Consider the following 17,579-nt stretch of genomic DNA (forward strand, 5'->3'; position numbering starts at 1 on the left):
CTCGATCCAAGAGGTCCGGGGGCCGGGAACGTCAACTGTCACGGCTCCCGGTGCCATCCACTCCCGGCAATGACGAGTGCCATTGGCACGCGTCAATCAGTGACAAATAGCTCCGGCAGCAACACCCGGCCCCTTAGGGCGGTGCGTTATGCTGGTCAGCTTTCAGGAAGAGGTTCGCGCATCTGAAGATGGTGAGGTTGCCCGGCCCCAGGGCGGTGCGTTATGCTACAAGTGAGGCGGCGGTTTTTGCAGGGGGTGGGGTCAGGTGTTTTCTTTCGACGAGAGCCAGCTGATCAAGGGTTTGCGGAGTTGCCTGGAGAATGCGGACCGGCTGGTTCAGGAGTCGGACCTCCTGTACGGGGCGGGGCACCTGGAGCGGTCCCTGGCGCTGGCGGTGCTGGCTCTGGAAGAACTGGGCAAGCTGATCTGCATCAACGGGCTGGCCTTCTCCCTGACCCACACCAACCAAGGCGAAGAGTCTTTCCACCACGTCCGCAAGACGCACCAGGCCAAGCTCTCGGCGCTCTACTCCTTCCCCCTGGTCATTTTTCAGTTTGCGGGGCTGAATGAACACGTCTTCGCGGACGAGATGCGCAACAAGAGCATACATAAAATCATTCAGGACTTTCATAGCCATATGGAACGACTTGAACCGTGGATCGGCGGCATCGACAACCTGGAAGGCTTGAACCGCTGGAAGCAACGGGCCCTTTACGTGGACTTCGACGATGAACAGGGTTTCACCGGCCCGTCCGGGTGCGACCCGGAACTGGTGACCGCGGTGCAGGGACTGGCCCGGCATATGGTCGACGGCCTGAAGAAAGTGCTTCTCGGCAACCTGGACCGTTACGCCGAAGCGATCCGGGCGATCCGCCGTACGGTGACCCCGGAGGAGTTCAGCGAGATTCAGCGGTGGATTACCGAAGAACTCAAGCAGATCAGGGGCTAGACGGACGGCGATTATGTCGGCGGCACTGCAAAACGCCGAAGCCCGGCGGCAATCAGCCCGGGACCGACGCCTACCTTCGAGGCGCCCGATCGGTCTCGATCAGCCGATCAGCCCGAGCACCTTGAAACCTGGCGCCGGTTGTGGTAAACTGAACTTCACCGGGGCGGCGTAGCCAAGTGGCTAAGGCGACGGTCTGCAAAACCGTTATTCGGCGGTTCAATTCCGCCCGCCGCCTCCAAAGAAGATAAGAACGGCAAGGATTTGCGGGTTCGCAGTCCTTGCCGTCTTGTTTTTTCAAGGTCGCTTTCGAGGACAAAGGCCATTAACCCGCGGTAAAACCCGCCGGCGGTTGAAGGGTTGACGACAACCGAAAAATTGATGGTTTCAACGATTTTTGGGTAAATCCCTATTGACAATCCGGTGCTGGCGGGGTAATCTGTTCATTGAAGATTATATATATCTAAGATTATTAACGTTACCGCAGATCATTGGTTTTGCCTAGTTTTTATTAAGGGGTGAGGCGGGGATGGACGCAAAAGAGGCGAAAACGCTCAACAAGCTCCGGCCCGGGGACGGCGGCAGGGTTGTCGGCGTGGTCGGTTCCGGCCTTCTCAAGCGGCGTATTCTGGAAATGGGCCTCGTGCCCGGTACCGAAATCAGGCTGAAAGGGATGGCCCCCCTGGGCGATCCGATTGAGGTGCTGGTGAAGGGTTACAGCCTGACCCTGCGCCGGCGGGAGGCCGAGGCGGTGACGGTGGAGGTGGATTAAGTGTTGAGTTCGGTACTGCCTCTGGGGTTCCTTGCACCGGGCCGGGAGGCCGTGGTGCGGGAGGTGAGCGGCGGGAAGGAACTCCGCCGGCGGTTGGGCGAACTGGGGTTCGTCAGGGGCAGCGTGGTAAGGGTGGTGCAAAGCCAGTCCTGCGGCCCGCTGATCATTTCCCTTGGTGACGGCCGGGTGGCACTGGGCCGGGGAGCTGCGCAGAAGATCATGGTGGAAGAACTGGATGGTCGAGAAATGGATGGTCGGTCGCCGGTCAAATAGCGAGTGATTTGAATTTTATTCATTGGGGGGGCGAAATGGTGCAGTCAAGCCAAGCGGCGGCGAAAGCACCGAAAGAGATTACCGTCGGTCTGGCCGGCAACCCGAATTCCGGCAAGACCTCGATGTTCAACAACCTGACCGGGGCGCGGCAGCACGTGGGGAACTGGCCGGGGGTCACGGTCGAGAAAAAGGAAGGCCGGCACATCCGGGACGATGTGGTCGTCCGGGTGGTCGACCTGCCGGGCACGTACAGCCTGGGGGCCTTCTCGGAGGACGAGGCGGTGGCCCGGAACTACATCCTCTCCGGAGAACCGGACCTGGTGATCAACATCGTCGACGCCTCCAACCTGGAGCGCAATCTGTACCTCACCACCCTGCTCATGGAGATGGGCGCCAATGTGGTTATTGCCCTGAACATGTTTGACGAGGCCGAAAAGAAGCAGATCAGGATTGATCTGGAGGCTTTTGCCGGAATCCTGGGCGTGCCCGTGGTGCCCACCGTGGCCGTGCGCAACAAGGGCACTTCCGAACTGGTGGCCGCGGCGGTCGGTGCGGCCGGGAAAGGACCGGGCCGGGCCTTCACGGTGAACTACGGCAAAGAGGCCGAGCCGGGCATTGCCAGGCTGGAGGCGGCCCTGGCCGGGGTGGAGACAATCCGGAACCTGCCCGGGCGCTGGGTGGCCGTCAAGCTGCTGGAAGGTGACGAGAGCATTTACGGCCGGGTGATGCAATCCCCGCGGGCCGGCGAGATCATTAAGCTGCGCGACGAGGTGGCCGCGCACATTGAGCGTGTAACCGGACTGGACCCGGAATCCCTGTTCGCCGACCGGCGCTACGGGTTCATCGGGGGGCTGATCAGGGAAACGGTGACCCGCAAGAGCACCGTCGAAGACCGCCTGTCCGTCTCCGACCGGATCGACCGCGTGGTGACCAACCGCCTTCTCGGCATACCAATTTTCTTCCTGTCCATGTATGCGGTGTTCCAATTCACCTTTGTTTTGGGCGACCCGCTGATCGGTTACGTGGAGGCGTTCTTCGGGTGGCTGGGCGCTAGTGCCGGAGCGCTCATCGCCAACGAACTGATCGCTTCTCTGGTGGCCGACGGCATCATCGGGGGCGTCGGCTCGGTGTTGGTCTTTATCCCGCCGATCTTCCTGATCTTCTTCGCCATTTCCCTGCTCGAGGACAGCGGTTACATGGCGCGCGCGGCCTACGTCATGGACCGCTTTATGCACCGGCTGGGGCTGCACGGCAAGTCCTTCATTCCGCTTTTGGTCGGTTTCGGCTGCAACGTGCCGGCGATTATGGCCTGCCGCACCCTGGAGAACCGGCGTGACCGGATGATCACCATCCTGATCACCCCGCTGATGTCCTGCGCGGCCCGGCTGCCGGTTTACGTGCTTTTTGTGGGCGTCTTCTTCGCCGCCTATCAGGGTCTGGTCATCTTTTCCCTGTATCTTCTCGGGATCGTCCTGGCGATTGTGATGGGTGTTTTGTTCAAGCGCTTCCTGTTCAAGGGCGAAGTGTCGCCCTTCGTGATGGAACTGCCCCCCTACCGGGTGCCCACCCTCAAAGGGGTGCTCATCCACATGTGGGAACGGGGCTGGGCCTTTATCAAGCGGGCGGGGACGGTCATCTTCTCGGTCGTCATCATTGTCTGGGTTCTGGCCAGTCTGCCCGCCGGCGCGGAGTTCGCCGGCCGGGAGAGCTATCTGGGCGCCATCGGCGGCTTCATGGCGCCGGTCTTTGCGCCGCTCGGATTCGGCACCTGGGAAGCGGCGGCCGCCCTCATCTTCGGCCTGCTGGCCAAGGAGGTCGTGGTCGGCACGCTCGGCGTGGTTTACGGCATCGGGGAGGAGGGGCTGGCCGCGGCGATTCAGACCTACTGGACGCCGCTCTCGGCCTACGCTTTCATGGTGATGTCCCTCATTTACATTCCCTGCGCGGCCACCATCGCCACCATCAAAAGAGAGACCAATTCGTGGCGCTGGACCGGTTTCGCGGTGGCTTACAGCCTGACCCTCGGCTGGGTAATGGCCTTTCTGGTTTACCAGGGCGGGCGGTTGCTCGGCCTCGGTTGATCCGGGCCGGCGCCGCGGGTTTTTTGTTTGAGGACGGAAAAAGTGTTAGGGGCCAGACCCCTTTTCTTGCCCCGGGCTGCGGCGGAAAAAGGGGCCAGGCCTCTTTTTGGGCATGTTTGAGGACGGGAGGCGGGTAGCGTGGAAACGGTGGTTATCGTCGGCATCGGCATCGCGGCGGTCGTGCTCATCGGTTTGCAGTTTCGGGGCAAGATGAACCCCAAAGACGGTTCGTCGTCCGGTTGCGGCTGCGGCTCGGGCTCGGGCTGCGGCGGGCGCACAGGCACCGAAAAGCATTGCTCGGACGACCGGAACCGGTCTTAAACCAGAGCAAAGAAAAGAGCAAGAAAAAGGGGGACAGTCCCCCTTTTTCTTGCTCAGTGCAGAAGGCTACATCGCTGTAGCCGTCAGGGCGAGGATCACATCTACTCGGCAAAAAAGGGGGACTGTCCCCCTTTTTTGGTGGGCGGGTCCGCAGAAAATTTTTCGTTTTCTTGCGGGGTTTTCATTGACAAGCTCGGCCGGGTCGGATAAACTAGGGATAAAGTTAAGGTACCTTAATATTATTAAGGTCCTTTACTAAATGCGGGGGGTTATAAGATGTCTATTCTGATCATCGGCGGAGACAGGCTGGGCAGCATTTTGGACAACCTGCGCCGTCTCGGATTCAAGGATATCCGGCACGTTTCCGGGCGCAAAAAGGGCGACCTGGAGCTTAAGGTCACCCAAAACGTGGATGTCGTGCTCGTCTTAACGGACTACGTGAACCACGGGCTGGCCCGGAAGATCAAGGGAACCTGCCGGAATGGACCTTGCCGGACCGTCTTCGCGCGTCGTGCCTGGTGCCACATCAAAAGCGAGATGGACCGGGTACTGTGCGATGAGTGCTGCGGTGCCGGAAGCTGTCCCCGCCGCGCCAAGGGAGCCTGAGGCGGATGGTCGCACGGCCGGGTCTGATGGTGTGTAGCAATGCGCTCGAAGGAGAACACACCAAAACCGTATTTGGGGATGGTCGCACGGCCGGATCTGATGGTGTGTAGCGTCGTCCCGCCCGCCGTTGACCGGAGCGCCTACGAGTTGGGGATGGTCGCCCGACTGGATCTGATGGTGATGTAGCCAGGTTTGTCTCGGCAAGGGGACGTCAGGTCCGGCAAACGTCGTAGAGAAACTCGGAAATGGAGAGATGGGTCTTGCGGGTATTAGTCGCCGAAAATTCCCGGTGCACGTGCTGCATGGGTGCCGCGCCCGCAACCGTCCCCGCCGTGCCGCAGGAGCAAAAGCCCGACTTGTACGACGTCTATCACGACACCATCGAATGCCTGGTGGCGGCCCTGGACACCCGGGATCATTACTCCGCCGGGCATTCGTCGCGGGTGGCCGATATGGCGGTACGGCTGGGCGCCGCCGCCGGGCTGGCCGGAGAGGACCTGGAAACCCTGCACATCGCCGCCCACCTGCACGATATCGGGAAAATCGGCATCCCGGATGCCATCCTCTTCAAAACCGGCCGGTTGACGGAGCCGGAGATGAAGACCGTACAGAGGCATCCGGTTCTCGGGAGCGACATCTTGCGTTCTTCTCCGGCACTGGCGGAGGTATCGCGCATCGTGCTGTACCACCACGAGCGGTGGGACGGCGGCGGTTACCCGTCAGGCCTGGCTGGTACGGCCATTCCGCCGGGTTCCCGGATCATCGCCGTTTGTGACGCCATTAACGCCATGCTTACCGACCGGCCCTACCGGAAGGCGCTGTCCTGGGAGCAGTGCGCCGAAGAGGTCTTGCGGGGTTGCGGCCGCCAGTTCGACGCTCGCCTGGCGCGCCTGGTCCTTGAAAAACCGCTGCGCACCGAGTTTCGGGAGTATTATCGGACCATTGCCTGACCTTTGTTTCAGGTAACCGGTTTGCTTGAACCAGGTGTGATATTCTGTGACCGGCAAAAAGGAGCTGATGATCGCCCAAAGTCAGGATACAAGGGGGTTGACTTCGCCGCGACGCGGTGATAAAATGAGCGAAACACCGCACGGCAAGGTATGGAATCTTGGGTCGGTGTGGTTGATTCGCGCGGAAGGTCGTACGTGTTGTGGGCGGCGGTTCGTAATTCAATAGCCCGCCGGGAGTAAAGCACGAGTTACGGGGGTCAAGGAGGCCTCATCCCCATTCGGATTTGGGGATGTGGCCTCTTTTTTCTATTTAGCAGGGGGTGGTTGCGACTCTTTTCCGGGATGTAGCCGGGGGCGGATGAGTTGCGAAGGGGAGGGTGAGCGCTTAAACCGCAGTAGGCAAAAACTTGTCTTGACAATGGGGGTCCACCTTAAGTTTGAAGGGGAGTGTGGGGAATGAACATAAACCGAAAAGTGCTTGCCTTGGTGCTGGCTATCTCTTTGGCGGCGGGCTCGGTTGCCGGTTGTGCGGGGCCGAGGGGCACGGGGGCCGATTCGACGGGGGCGCTGAAAAACGAACTGGTGCTGGCCATCAGCCGCGAGCCCCGTGGCGGCTTTGACCCCACCACCGGATGGGGCCGGCGCGGGCAGCCGATTTTTCACAGCACGCTGCTCGCGCGCGATAACGACCTCAACGTAGTCAACGACCTGGCCACCGGGTATGAAGTAAGCAGCGACGGCCTGACCTGGACGGTCACCATCCGTGAGGACGCGAAGTTCTCGGACGGTCATCCGGTGACGGCCGCAGATGTCGCGTATACTTTCGACTCGGCCGCGAAAAGCGGCGGGGTTGTTGACCTCACCGTCCTGGAAAGCGCCGAGGCCGTCGACGACAAGACCGTTGTGTTCAAGCTAAAGGAACCGCAGTCGCTGTTCTTAAGCCCGCTGATCGCCACCGGAATCGTGCCGAAACACGCTCACGGGCCCGGTTACGCCCAAAATCCGATCGTCGGCTCCGGTCCCTACAAATTCGTGCAGTGGGACAAGGGACAGCAATTGATCGTCGAGGCTAACCCCTTGTATTACGGACCCAAGCCATATTTCCAGAAGCTTACTTTTCTGTTTTTGGAAGAGGATGCGGCCTTTGCCGCGGCCAAAGCCGGGCAGGTTGACGTTGTGTACGTGCCCCACAGTCTCGCCATACGTGGAGTTCCCGGAATGCGCCTCCTGGCCGTGGATAGTGTGGACAACCGCGGCATCGGGTTCCCGTCGGTACCGTCCGGGCGTAAGACTGCGGACGGACATCCGGTTGGAAACGATGTGACGGCCGACGTCGCCATCCGCAAAGCCGTCAACGTGGCTGTCGACCGGCGGGCGCTTGTCGACGGTGTGCTGGAAGGTTTCGGGAGTCCGGCCTACACCGCGTGCGACCACCTGCCCTGGTGGAACCCGGAAACGGTGATCAAGGATGCCGACCCCGAAGAGGCGAAACGGCTGCTGGCCGAAGGAGGCTGGCAAGACCGCAACGGTGACGGTGTTCTGGAGAAAGGCGCCCTTCAGGCCAGGTTCACGCTGCTCCATCCGGCCGGCGACGCCACCCGCCAGGCATTGGCCCTTGCGGTCGCGGACATGGTCAAGCCGTTGGGGATTGACATCAGGGTCGAGGGAAAGAGCTGGGACGACATCAAGAGGATGATGCACGCCAATGCGGTGCTTTTCGGCTGGGGCAGTCACGATCCGCTGGAGACGTACAACCTTTACAGCAGTAAAACAGCCGGAGTCGGGTGGTTCAACGCCGGCTTTTACAGCAACCCGGTGGTGGACGGTTACATGGAAAAGGCGCTGGCCGCAACCGACGAGAACACGGCGAACAAATACTGGAAGAAGGCCCAGTGGGACGGCACGACGGGTTGGAGCGCCAGGGGCGACGCGCCGTGGGCCTGGTTGGTGAACCTTGATCACTGCTACTTCGTCAGAGAGGACCTTGACACCGGCCGGCAGCGAATCCAACCGCACGGGCACGGCTGGCCGTTTCTGGCGAACATTGCCGAGTGGACCTGGAAGAAATAGGCGATGAAGATGCGGCTCGAAGAGCAAACGCGGATCGCGCGCGGTGCGCACGACGCATTGGTATTCATCGCGTTCACCGCGCGCCGGAGCTTCCGGTTGGGAACGCTGCTGGTGGCGGTGTGCGTCTTTTCCTACTGGCTCGTCAGCCACTCACCGATCGATCCCGTGGACGCCTACGTCGACGCCGACGTGATGCTGGTCGGCCCCGAGCAGCGGGCGGCCATTGCCGCATACTGGGGCCTGGACGACCCGCCGCTGCAAAGGTTTGCAAAATGGGCGGCGGCGGTTGCTCACGGCGACTTGGGCACCTCGATGATCTTTCGTCAGCCGGTGAGCGAGGTGCTTCTGGAGCGGTTCACCGCTTCACTGACGCTCATGGGAGCGGCCTGGTTGCTCTCCGGGTTGCTGGGGTTCGCCTTGGGCATTATTGCGGGTGCGCGGCAAGGTACCTGGATCGACCGCGTCATCTTGTGGTACTGCTACACCCTGGCCTCGACCCCGCTGTTCTGGTTGGGCCTGTTGCTGTTGCTCGTTTTTGCGGTGTGGCTCGGCTGGGCCCCGGTGGGACTCGGGGTTCCCGTGGGCGTTTTGTCCGCGGAAGTGACGTGGGGCGACCGGCTGCGGCACCTGGTTTTGCCCGCGGTGACCCTGAGCATCCTGGGCGTGGCGGCCGTGGCCTTGCACACAAGACAAAAACTCGTAGAGGTGCTGGCCAGCGACTACGTGTTGTTCGCCAGGGCCAAGGGCGAGTCCGAACCGGCCATTCTGTGGCGGCACGGCGTCCGTAACGTGGCCCTGCCGGCCGTCACCCTGCAGTTTGCGAGTTTGAGCGAGTTGTTCGGCGGGGCCGTCCTTGTCGAGCAGGTGTTCGCCTACCCCGGTCTCGGGCAGGCCGTCGTCCAGGCGGGCTTGCGCGGGGACGTGCCGCTTTTGCTGGGCGCGGTCATGTTCGGCGCGGTGTTCGTGTTCGTGGGGAACCTGCTGGCGGACATCATCTACCGCTTCGTCGACCCCCGGATACGACTGGAGGGTTCGGTATGAGCAGTGCGGATGCCGCGGCCGTCAAGCACTCCCGCGCCGGCCGCCTGCCGGGGCTTAACCGCCGGCAGCGGACGTTGGTGGTCATTGTCCTTTCGGCCGCCTTGTTGCTGGGCGTGGTGGCCGGAGGGGTGCTGCGCGGCGACGAGATGCTCGGCACAAACTTGGACCAGCGGAACCTGGCGCCTTCTCTGGCGCATCCGTTCGGTACGGACTGGCTCGGGCGGGACATGCTGACCCGCACGCTGCAGGGACTCACCTTGAGCCTGGTAGTCGGCGTCCTGGCCTCCGCCGTAAGCGTGCTGATCGCCGTCACCCTCGGGATGGCCGCCGCTACTTTGGGCCGCATCGTCGACGGCGCCGTCACCTGGCTCGTCGATCTATTCTTGAGCAAGCCTCATCTATTAGTGTTGATTCTCATTGCTCTTGCATTCGGCGGCGGGGCCACGGGCGTGATTCTCGCGGTCGCCCTTACCCATTGGCCGAGCCTGACGCGGGTCATCAGAGCCGAAGTGCTGCAACTGCGCACCGCCGAGTTCGTCCAGGTCTCGCGCCGGCTGGGCCGGAGCCGCTGGTGGATCGCCCGGCGACACCTGCTGCCGCACGTGGCGCCGCAGATCCTCGTGGGATTCGTATTGCTGTTTCCACACGCCATCCTGCACGAGGCGGGGATCACGTTCCTGGGTTTCGGGTTTTCACCCCAGCAGCCGGCGGTCGGCGTTATCCTGTCGGAAGCGATGCGGTATCTTCAGGCCGGGTGCTGGTGGTTGGCCCTGTTTCCGGGCCTGGCCCTGCTGATTATGGTGCGCGCCTTCCACATTCTCGGCGACAATCTGCGCGCCCTGGCCGACCCGCGCACCGCGCACGAGTAACAAGCGAGAGGTGCTACGATGATTACCCACAAAGCTCGGCGACCGCCGCCCCCAAGGTGCGGTCCATACCCGGAGGTGCTACAATGATTATCCACAAAGCTCCCGAATTTCAGCCGGTTCTGGAGGTTCGAGACCTTTCGGTGTCGTTTGAACAATATGATGCCCGCGGTCTCCAAAAGATAACCTTAAGGCCGGTCACCGGCTTAAGCCTCACGGTCCGCTCCGGCGAGGTCCTGGCGGTGGTGGGCGGGAGCGGTGCGGGCAAAAGCCTGCTGGCCCACGCCATCCTCGGCATCTTGCCGGGCAACGCCCGGGTGACCGGAACCATGCGCTATGCGGACGACGACCTCACGCCCGAACGCCAGGTGGCGCTGCGCGGGAGGGATATCGCGCTGGTGCCGCAGTCGGTGAGTTTTCTCAGCCCGCTTTGGCGGGTGGGGGGGCAGGTGCGTTCGGCGGCGCCCGACGGAAACGCGCCCGCCGCCCAGCGGGCGGTATTTGCGCGGTACCGCCTGGCGCCCGAGGTCGAAAGGCTGTACCCTTTCCAGCTCTCGGGCGGGATGGCCCGCCGGGTGCTCGTTTCCACCGCTACGATCAGCGGCGCCGCGCTGATCATCGCCGATGAGCCGACGCCGGGGCTGGATCCGGCGGCGGTGGCCGAAGCGCTGGGCCACCTGCGCGAACTGGCCGGAGAAGGTAGGGCGGTGATGCTCATCACCCACGACATAGAGGGGGCGCTCACGGTCGCCGACCGCGTCGCCGTCCTGTATGCGGGCGCCACCGTGGAAATTGCTGCTGCGGCGGACTTCGCCGGTGACGGCCGGGCTCTGCGCCACCCGTACAGCAGCGCCCTCTGGCGCGCGCTGCCGCAAAACGGCTTTGTCGTGACGCCCGGCGCCCAACCGACTCCGGATCAACTGCCGCCCGGGTGTCTCTATGCGCCGCGCTGTTCCGGGTCCACACCCGATTGCACCGCCGCGCGGCCCGAGTTCCGGGCGCTGCGCGGCGGGATGGTGAGGTGCTTCCATGCCGCTTGAAGCACGGGGAATAGGCTTCCGTTACCGGCGCGGTCCGTGGGTTCTGCGGGGCGTGGATTTGGCGGTCGAGCCCGGCGAACTCGTCGGCCTTGCCGGCCCGAGCGGGATGGGCAAGACCACGCTGGCCCGCCTCCTTGCCGGGTATGAACGCCCGCTCGAAGGTACCGTCCAACTGGACGGGGCTCCCTTGCCCGCCACCGGATACAACCCCGTCCAGCTGGTGTTCCAACACCCTGAAAAGGCGGTCAACCCGCGTTGGCGCATGCGGGACACCCTCACCGAGGGTTGGGAACCCCTTCCGGAGCTGCTTGCGGCGCTCGGCATCGAGCCGGGGTGGTTCAACCGGTGGCCGAATGAGCTTTCCGCGGGAGAACTGCAGCGGTTTTGCCTGGCGCGGGCCCTCGGGCCACGGACCCGCTACCTGATTGCCGACGAGATAACCACCATGCTCGATGCCGTCACCCAGGCACAGATCTGGCACGTGGTGCTTGGCCTGGTGCGGGAACGGAATCTCGGCGTGCTGGTGATAAGCCACGACCGGCCGCTGATAGAACATCTGTGCCACCGGACAGTGGACCTGAAATCTCGCCCTGTTCTTCCCGCCACATGGTGAAACGCGCCTTGTTGCGCGCCCAAGGTCTTCTATGGCGCGCCGCCCCGAATAATTCCATAATTCCATGGTCAGAATAACTAAAGGCTTTCGGAAGGAGGTGGAGCATTATGCCCGATATCAAGTGCAGCGTTGCCGAATGTCACTACAACCGAAACGTCATGTGTAGCGCATCGATGATTCAGGTGGCCCGTGACGCACAGCTCAGTAACGCCAAGAACTCCGATCAAACCAAGTGTGAGACCTTTAAACCGAAAAGCTGAGCACAGGAGAAGCCGATTGGAGAAGCCGACCCGCACCGGGCCGGCTTCTCCCACTTCTTCCACTCCTCCCGCCCCTTCGAGCGAAAAAAGGGGGACTGTCCCCTTTTTCTCGCCGGCGGGCGGCGGCCAAGCGCCGCAGGCCGCCAAAAAATTTTGCTTGCCAGACTAGAACGCCTGTGTTATTGTTTGATTATCAAACAGTATCAATATCCAACGAAAGGGGGGTGGTCTATGGAGCCGACCGAGAAAATTCTGGAAGAGTTGACGGACGAGTTGGTGCTCTTTTTCAACGGTTTTGCCTCGTGGGAAAGCTCGGTGATCCGGGCCGGCGACCTGACGGTTTCAGAGGCGCACGCCATCGAGGTTTTGGGCCAGCACGGCAAAATGAATATGAAAAGCCTGGCGCAAAAGCTGGGGGTGACCACCGGAACCACCACCGTTACGGTGGACAGGCTGGAGAAAAAGGATTACGCGCGGCGCGAAACAATCAAGGAAGACCGGCGGGTCAACCTGATCGTCTTAACCAAGAAGGGGGAGGATGCTTATCAGGAACACCACCAATACCACCGGCACCTAACCGAACAAATGGCCGCCGACCTTTCCGAGGACGAAATCGGGCAATTCCTGGCCGTCCTCAAGAAGATCAATTCCGGAACCTTTTAACTTTACTCGCAAAGGAGTGTGCCGGCAGGGTGATCGGCAGATATAAAGACAGTAAGTATACTGCAGGCTGCGGTTGCAAACGCCATTCTTCACCGGTGATCGGCAAATATAAAGACGGTAAGTACCGCGAATTGCTGCGCATGCACGAATTCTACCGGGTTCTTTCGGGGGCTTTGCTGATCGCGGCCGGTTATTTTCTTGGCGGAAACGGCTACCCCGTTCCGGCGGACCTGTCGTTGCTGCTGGCCGTGGCCGTCCTGGGAGGGCCGATCATTCTCGGTGCTGTCCGGGGGCTTTTGAACAAGGAACTCAACGTGGACGAGCTGGTCAGCCTGGCCATCATCGCCGCGGTGTTCATCGGCGACTATTTGGAGGCGGCAGTGGTGGCGTTGATCATGACTCTGGGCGCGTTGTTGGAAGAGTATGCGGCGCAAAAGTCCCGTTCCGCCATCAACGCCCTCGTCCAGCTCAGCCCCGAAAAAGCCGTGGTCATACGCGACGGAGCCGAGGTCTCGGTCCCGGTGGAGGAAATCCAGCCGGGCGACACCGTTCTTATTCGTTCCGGGGAAAAGGTGCCGGTGGACGGTAAAGTCACGCGAGGCCACGCCACCTTCAACGAATCATCCCTTACCGGGGAGAGCCTGCCCGTGGAGAAAGCGGCGGGAGACATGGTCTTTGCCGGTTCGGTCAGCTACGCGGGCATGGTCGTGGTCCAAACCCTCAAAACAGGCGCGGCCACCACTCTGGGGAAGCTGACCGAACTGGTGCAGGAGGCGGAAAGCCAGAAAGCGCCGATTCTCAGAGCCATAGACCGTTATGCCAAGTATTTCACCCCGGTCATCATCGGCTTGAGCGTCGCCGTGTACCTGTTCACCGGGGACCTCCACCGGGCGATTACGGTACTGATCGTCGGCTGTCCCTGCGCCTTCATCCTGGCCGCGCCCACGGCGGTCGTGGCGGCGCTGGGTAACGCCTCCCGCAACGGCATCCTCATCAAAGGCGGTGCTTTCCTGGAGCGGGCGGCCCAGGTCGACGCGCTGGTCTTCGACAAGACCGGCACCCTCACGACCGGGAAGCCCGTAGTGACCAGGATAGTCCCGCTTGGCGGCGCTTCGGAAAACCGGGTGTTGGCCGCGGCGGCCGCGGTGGAGAAGTACTCCGAACATCCCCTGGGCCGGGCGATTGTGGATACGGCCGGACGAAGGGGATTGGCGCCGGAGGAACCCGAGCGGTTCAAAAGCGCCCCTGGAATCGGCGTGGAGGCCCTGGTCGGCGGCCGCCGGGTCTTTGTGGGTGGTTTCGGGCCCGGAGAAGCCGCGGCGGAGGCCGAAGGACTTGCCGGGCTGAAGCCACCGAGGGGAATAAAGGCGCTGGTGGTTAAAGAAGACGGCCTGCCCGTCGGTGTGATTTACCTGCAGGACGTGCTGCGTCCGGAAGTCCCCGCCGTGGTCGAATCTCTCCGGGATGCGGGCATCAAAAGAGTGCCGATGCTGACCGGGGACGACGAGGCGGTGGCGGCGCACCTGGCTGCGGCCGGCGGCATCGGGGAATACCGGGCCGGGCTCCTTCCGGAGCATAAGCTGGAACAGATCAAGAAATATCAGCGCCGGGGCCACACGGTGGCCTATGTCGGTGACGGGATCAACGATGCTCCGGCTTTGGCCGCGGCCGATATCGGCATCGCCATGGGGGCGATGGGGACGGACGTGGCTATCGAAGCGGCGGACATCGCGCTCTTAAACGACGACCTTACCAGGCTGCCGTACCTTTTGCGCCTGGCCGGGGCCACAATGAACACCATCAACCTTAACGTTGTCTTTGCCGTCGGCTTCAACGTCCTGGCGTTGGTTCTGTCCGGCGCAGGCTTCTTGACCCCGATCATGGGGGCGGTGGCCCACAACATCGGGTCCGTGCTGGTGATATTGAACTCGGTCCGTCTCATCGCCTTCCGGCCCGGGCGGGGCTTTGCCGCCACATAATTATTCGGCTAATCGGCCGCTTTTCAGGCGGCGGCGCACCAGTTTTTCCAGTTCAACGGCCAGGAAGCCGGGCGTAGCCGCCAGTGCGATGTACACCCACCATTCGGCCGGGAAAGGCAGCGTTCGGAACGGACTGAAGCCGAAGAGCGGTTTGCTGTAGACAATCAATAACTGCAGCCCCAGTGTAAACGACGCCCCCGCCAGGAGCCAGCGATTCGAAAACGGACTCATGGTGAAGGCCGAGGCGGTGACCCACCGTGCGGTGCCCAGGTAGGCCAACTGCACCATCACGATGGTGGTGAAAGCCACCGTCTGGGCCTGGGCGAGCACGGTGCCGGAGGGGTGGCCGCCGGCACCGTTCACGTACAGCAGGAACATGGTGAGCGCGGCACCCGCCGAAACCACCGACACGATGGCCACCTTCAAGATGAACAACCGGTTGACCAGCGCGGCCGCCGGGTCCCGCGGCGGGCGGTCCAAAATACGCCGCTCCTTCGGCTCGTGGCTCAGCGGGATGGCGCAGGCCACGGCCATGACCAGATTCACCCAAAGGATCTGGATCGGCTCCACCGGCAGGCGCAGGGCAAACACCGGCACCAGCGGCGCCAGCAGCACCGCGCCCAGCACCGCCAGTCCCTGCCCGCCGTTGGTGGGGAGCAGGAACAAAATCACCTTCCAGATGTTGTTGAAGGTATGCCGTCCCTCTTCTACGGCCCGCACGATGCTGGCGAAGTTGTCGTCGGCCAGCACCATGTCCGACGCCTCCTTGGACACCTGGGTGCCGGTGATACCCATGGCGATGCCGATGTCGGCGGCCGACAGCGCCGGGGCATCGTTCACCCCGTCTCCGGTGACCGCCACCACGTGGCCACGCCGCTTGAGCTGCTGCACGATCCGGTACTTGTGCTCCGGGGCCGCCCGGGCATACACCGAGACCGATTCGGTCACCGCGTAGAGTTGATCGTCGCTCATGACCTCAATTTCCGATCCGGTCACCGTGCGCTCCTCGCCCAACCCGATCTGCAACTGAGTGGCGATGGCCCTGGCGGTATGGGCGTGGTCGCCGGTGATCATCACCACCCGGATCCCGGCCCGGAGACAATCCTTCACCGCCGCCGCCGCTTCCTCCCGGGGCGGGTCGATCATTCCTTGCAGCCCCAAAAAAACCATTCCGGTGAGGTCGTCGGTAGTGATGGACGTCACGTGGCCCGGAACGTACTTTTGAGCCATGCCCAAGACCCGCATCGCGTCGGCCGCCATGTTGTCCGCCTCGGCGACGATCCGCCGTGCGGCGAGGTCGGTGGTGATGCCGTCCTCCAATTGGCTGGCGCACATCGCCACCACCCGCTCGGGTGAACCCTTGACGTAGATTATGTTCTCCCGGGAGCTTGCGCGCACCAACACGGCCATATACTGCAGTTCCGAATCGAACGGAATCTCGTCCAGGCGCTCGTCCCGGCCGTTGATGCCCGCCTTGAGGGCGGCGACCACCAAGGCGCCTTCGGTGGGGTCGCCGGTAATGCCGTACGCGCCGTTGCCGCTATTGGCGGCGTTGCCGCCGCCGCCTTCGGCGCCTGGTTGGTTGAGGATGGCGTTGTTGCACAGGTAGCCGGCGCGCAAGGTCGCGAACAGATCCGGTGCTTGTTTTTCGGGCCACGCGATCAGGTTTTCGTCTTCGTCCTTAAACTCGCCCCGCGGTTCGTAACCCACGCCGGTGATCACGTAGCTCCGGCCGCCGGCGAACACCTCGCGCACCGTCATCTCGTTCCTGGTCAGTGTCCCGGTCTTGTCGGAACAAATGACCGTGGCGCAGCCCAGGGTTTCCACGGCGGGCAGGCGCCGAATCAAGGCGTTGCGGCGCGCCATGGCCGTCACTCCCAGCGAGAAGGCGGCGATCAGGGCCGCCGGCAGACCTTCGGGCACCATGGCCACCACCATGCCCACCGAGGCCAGGAAGATGTACCCGAGTTCGTAACCCAGATGCAGCCCCAGGGCGAAGTTCACGGCGCTGAGCGCGAAGATGCCGATCATGATCGCCTTAGTGAACTCGCCGATCTTTTTCAAAATAGGCGGGGTGGACTTCTGCGTACCGGTAATGAGGCCCGAAATCTTTCCCATCTCGGTGCGCGGGCCGGTGGCCGTCACCACCCCGCGCCCCACGCCCCGAGCCACGAAAGTGCCGCTGAAGGCCATGTTCCGCTGATCGCCCAGCGGCAGGCGCCCGTGGTGGTCATGTGGTTCGAAGCGCTTGCCGGTGGGCACCGACTCCCCGGTCAGCAGGGCCTCGTCCAGCGCCAGGTTCTTGCCGGCGATCAGGCGCAGATCGGCGGGCACGCGGTCACCGGCCTCCAGCAGCACCACGTCGCCGGGCACCAAGTCACGGGTGGCCGTCGTCCGCGCCTCGCCGTTACGCAGCACCCGGCACTGAGGGACCATCATCCGCCGCAGGGCGCCGATCGCCCCCTCGGCCTTGCCCTCCTGGATAAAGCCGATGATCGCCGTGGCCAGCACCACCGCCAGGATCACCCAGGAATCCAGGTGCTTGCCCAGCCCAAACGCCACCACCGCGGCCACCATGAGCACGTAGAGCAGCGGGTTGTGGAACTGCAGCAGGAAGCGGGCCAGCGGGCCGCGTGCCCTGAGTTCCAGTTCGTTCGGCCCGTACGCTTGCAGGCGCCGGGAGACCTCACCCGGCGTCAGCCCCTCTTCGGTGGTTTTCAATTCGGCCAGCGCCTCCTCGACGGAGAGCGCGTAATACCGCACTTGCTGGTCATCAACCATCCCGAACACCCCTTGATCAAGTTGATTCTAGTAATAAAAATAGCTATTGACAACCCCGCGAAGGCAGGCATATTATTACAATAAAACATTAGGCGCATCTAATCATATAAGTCATGCTTAACAAGGACTGCCGCGGAGGAATAGTGCTGAAACCGGCAGCCGGGAGGGGTGTTTCATGGCGGCGCATACCTAATGAAATGGTCCTGGCCAAGATGCGGCAGTTTGTGCCGCTTATATTTGGTCGGAACGATGGGCGACCGCGCACAGCGGGAGGCGGACGCGACTAGGGAGGCCGGATGGTTTGGGATTTTATTGGA

At 62.6% G+C, this 17,579-nt stretch carries 16 protein-coding genes and 1 tRNA gene; 16 read left to right on the top strand and 1 reads right to left on the bottom strand.

Features of this window, described 5'->3' with window-relative positions:
* Window positions 1-265 precede the first annotated feature (265 nt).
* From AB1402_02800 to AB1402_02875, 16 genes are all read left to right on the top strand, one after another.
* Complete coding sequence (locus AB1402_02800) at window positions 266-949, top strand: AbiV family abortive infection protein (GenBank protein ID MEW6540532.1); 684 nt, start codon at window positions 266-268, stop codon at window positions 947-949.
* 162 nt (window positions 950-1,111) lie between these two features.
* A tRNA-Cys gene (locus AB1402_02805) sits at window positions 1,112-1,187 on the top strand.
* A 288-nt stretch (window positions 1,188-1,475) separates the two neighbouring features.
* Window positions 1,476-1,718, top strand: a complete 243-nt coding sequence (locus tag AB1402_02810) for a FeoA domain-containing protein (GenBank protein MEW6540533.1) — start codon at window positions 1,476-1,478, stop codon at window positions 1,716-1,718.
* 3 nt (window positions 1,719-1,721) lie between these two features.
* Window positions 1,722-1,991, top strand: a complete 270-nt coding sequence (locus tag AB1402_02815) for a FeoA family protein (GenBank protein ID MEW6540534.1) — start codon at window positions 1,722-1,724, stop codon at window positions 1,989-1,991.
* 35 nt (window positions 1,992-2,026) lie between these two features.
* Entirely contained in the window at window positions 2,027-4,072 is a 2,046-nt protein-coding gene (gene feoB, locus AB1402_02820) for a ferrous iron transport protein B (protein MEW6540535.1), read from the top strand.
* Window positions 4,073-4,210: 138 nt separating this feature from the next.
* On the top strand, window positions 4,211-4,393 hold the full coding sequence (locus AB1402_02825; protein MEW6540536.1) for a hypothetical protein: 183 nt from the start codon (window positions 4,211-4,213) through the stop codon (window positions 4,391-4,393).
* A gap of 276 nt (window positions 4,394-4,669) precedes the next feature.
* A complete protein-coding gene (locus AB1402_02830; protein ID MEW6540537.1) occupies window positions 4,670-4,999 on the top strand; it encodes a DUF2325 domain-containing protein in 330 nt (109 codons plus the stop codon).
* Window positions 5,000-5,259: 260 nt separating this feature from the next.
* Window positions 5,260-5,949 (top strand): HD-GYP domain-containing protein, encoded by a 690-nt coding sequence (locus AB1402_02835; GenBank protein MEW6540538.1) that lies wholly within the window; start codon window positions 5,260-5,262, stop codon window positions 5,947-5,949.
* 456 nt (window positions 5,950-6,405) lie between these two features.
* Window positions 6,406-8,019, top strand: a complete 1,614-nt coding sequence (locus AB1402_02840; protein MEW6540539.1) for an ABC transporter substrate-binding protein — start codon at window positions 6,406-6,408, stop codon at window positions 8,017-8,019.
* Between the two features lie 9 nt (window positions 8,020-8,028).
* Window positions 8,029-9,060, top strand: a complete 1,032-nt coding sequence (locus AB1402_02845; protein ID MEW6540540.1) for an ABC transporter permease — start codon at window positions 8,029-8,031, stop codon at window positions 9,058-9,060.
* A complete protein-coding gene (locus tag AB1402_02850; GenBank protein MEW6540541.1) occupies window positions 9,057-9,929 on the top strand; it encodes an ABC transporter permease in 873 nt (290 codons plus the stop codon). The genes AB1402_02845 and AB1402_02850 overlap by 4 nt, the downstream gene beginning before the upstream one ends.
* A gap of 83 nt (window positions 9,930-10,012) precedes the next feature.
* Window positions 10,013-10,966, top strand: coding sequence for an ABC transporter ATP-binding protein (locus AB1402_02855; GenBank protein MEW6540542.1), 954 nt, complete (start codon window positions 10,013-10,015; stop codon window positions 10,964-10,966).
* Window positions 10,956-11,579: an ATP-binding cassette domain-containing protein gene (locus AB1402_02860; protein MEW6540543.1), complete on the top strand. Its 624-nt coding sequence runs from the start codon at window positions 10,956-10,958 to the stop codon at window positions 11,577-11,579. Before AB1402_02855 ends, AB1402_02860 begins: the two co-directional genes overlap by 11 nt.
* A gap of 107 nt (window positions 11,580-11,686) precedes the next feature.
* The gene (locus tag AB1402_02865; GenBank protein ID MEW6540544.1) at window positions 11,687-11,839 is read left to right on the top strand and encodes a DUF1540 domain-containing protein; all 153 of its coding nucleotides are present in this window, start codon (window positions 11,687-11,689) and stop codon (window positions 11,837-11,839) included.
* A 231-nt stretch (window positions 11,840-12,070) separates the two neighbouring features.
* Complete coding sequence (locus AB1402_02870) at window positions 12,071-12,502, top strand: MarR family transcriptional regulator (GenBank protein MEW6540545.1); 432 nt, start codon at window positions 12,071-12,073, stop codon at window positions 12,500-12,502.
* Between the two features lie 29 nt (window positions 12,503-12,531).
* A complete protein-coding gene (locus AB1402_02875) occupies window positions 12,532-14,481 on the top strand; it encodes a cation-translocating P-type ATPase (protein ID MEW6540546.1) in 1,950 nt (649 codons plus the stop codon).
* Here the strand turns inward: AB1402_02875 and AB1402_02880 are convergent, their stop codons facing one another.
* Complete coding sequence (locus AB1402_02880; protein MEW6540547.1) at window positions 14,482-17,262, bottom strand: HAD-IC family P-type ATPase; 2,781 nt, start codon at window positions 17,260-17,262, stop codon at window positions 14,482-14,484. It abuts the gene before it with no gap.
* Between the last annotated feature and the right edge of the window lie 317 nt (window positions 17,263-17,579).

It is taken from the genome of Bacillota bacterium, from assembly GCA_040757205.1.
Lineage (GTDB): Bacteria > Bacillota > Desulfotomaculia > Desulfotomaculales > Desulforudaceae > Desulforudis.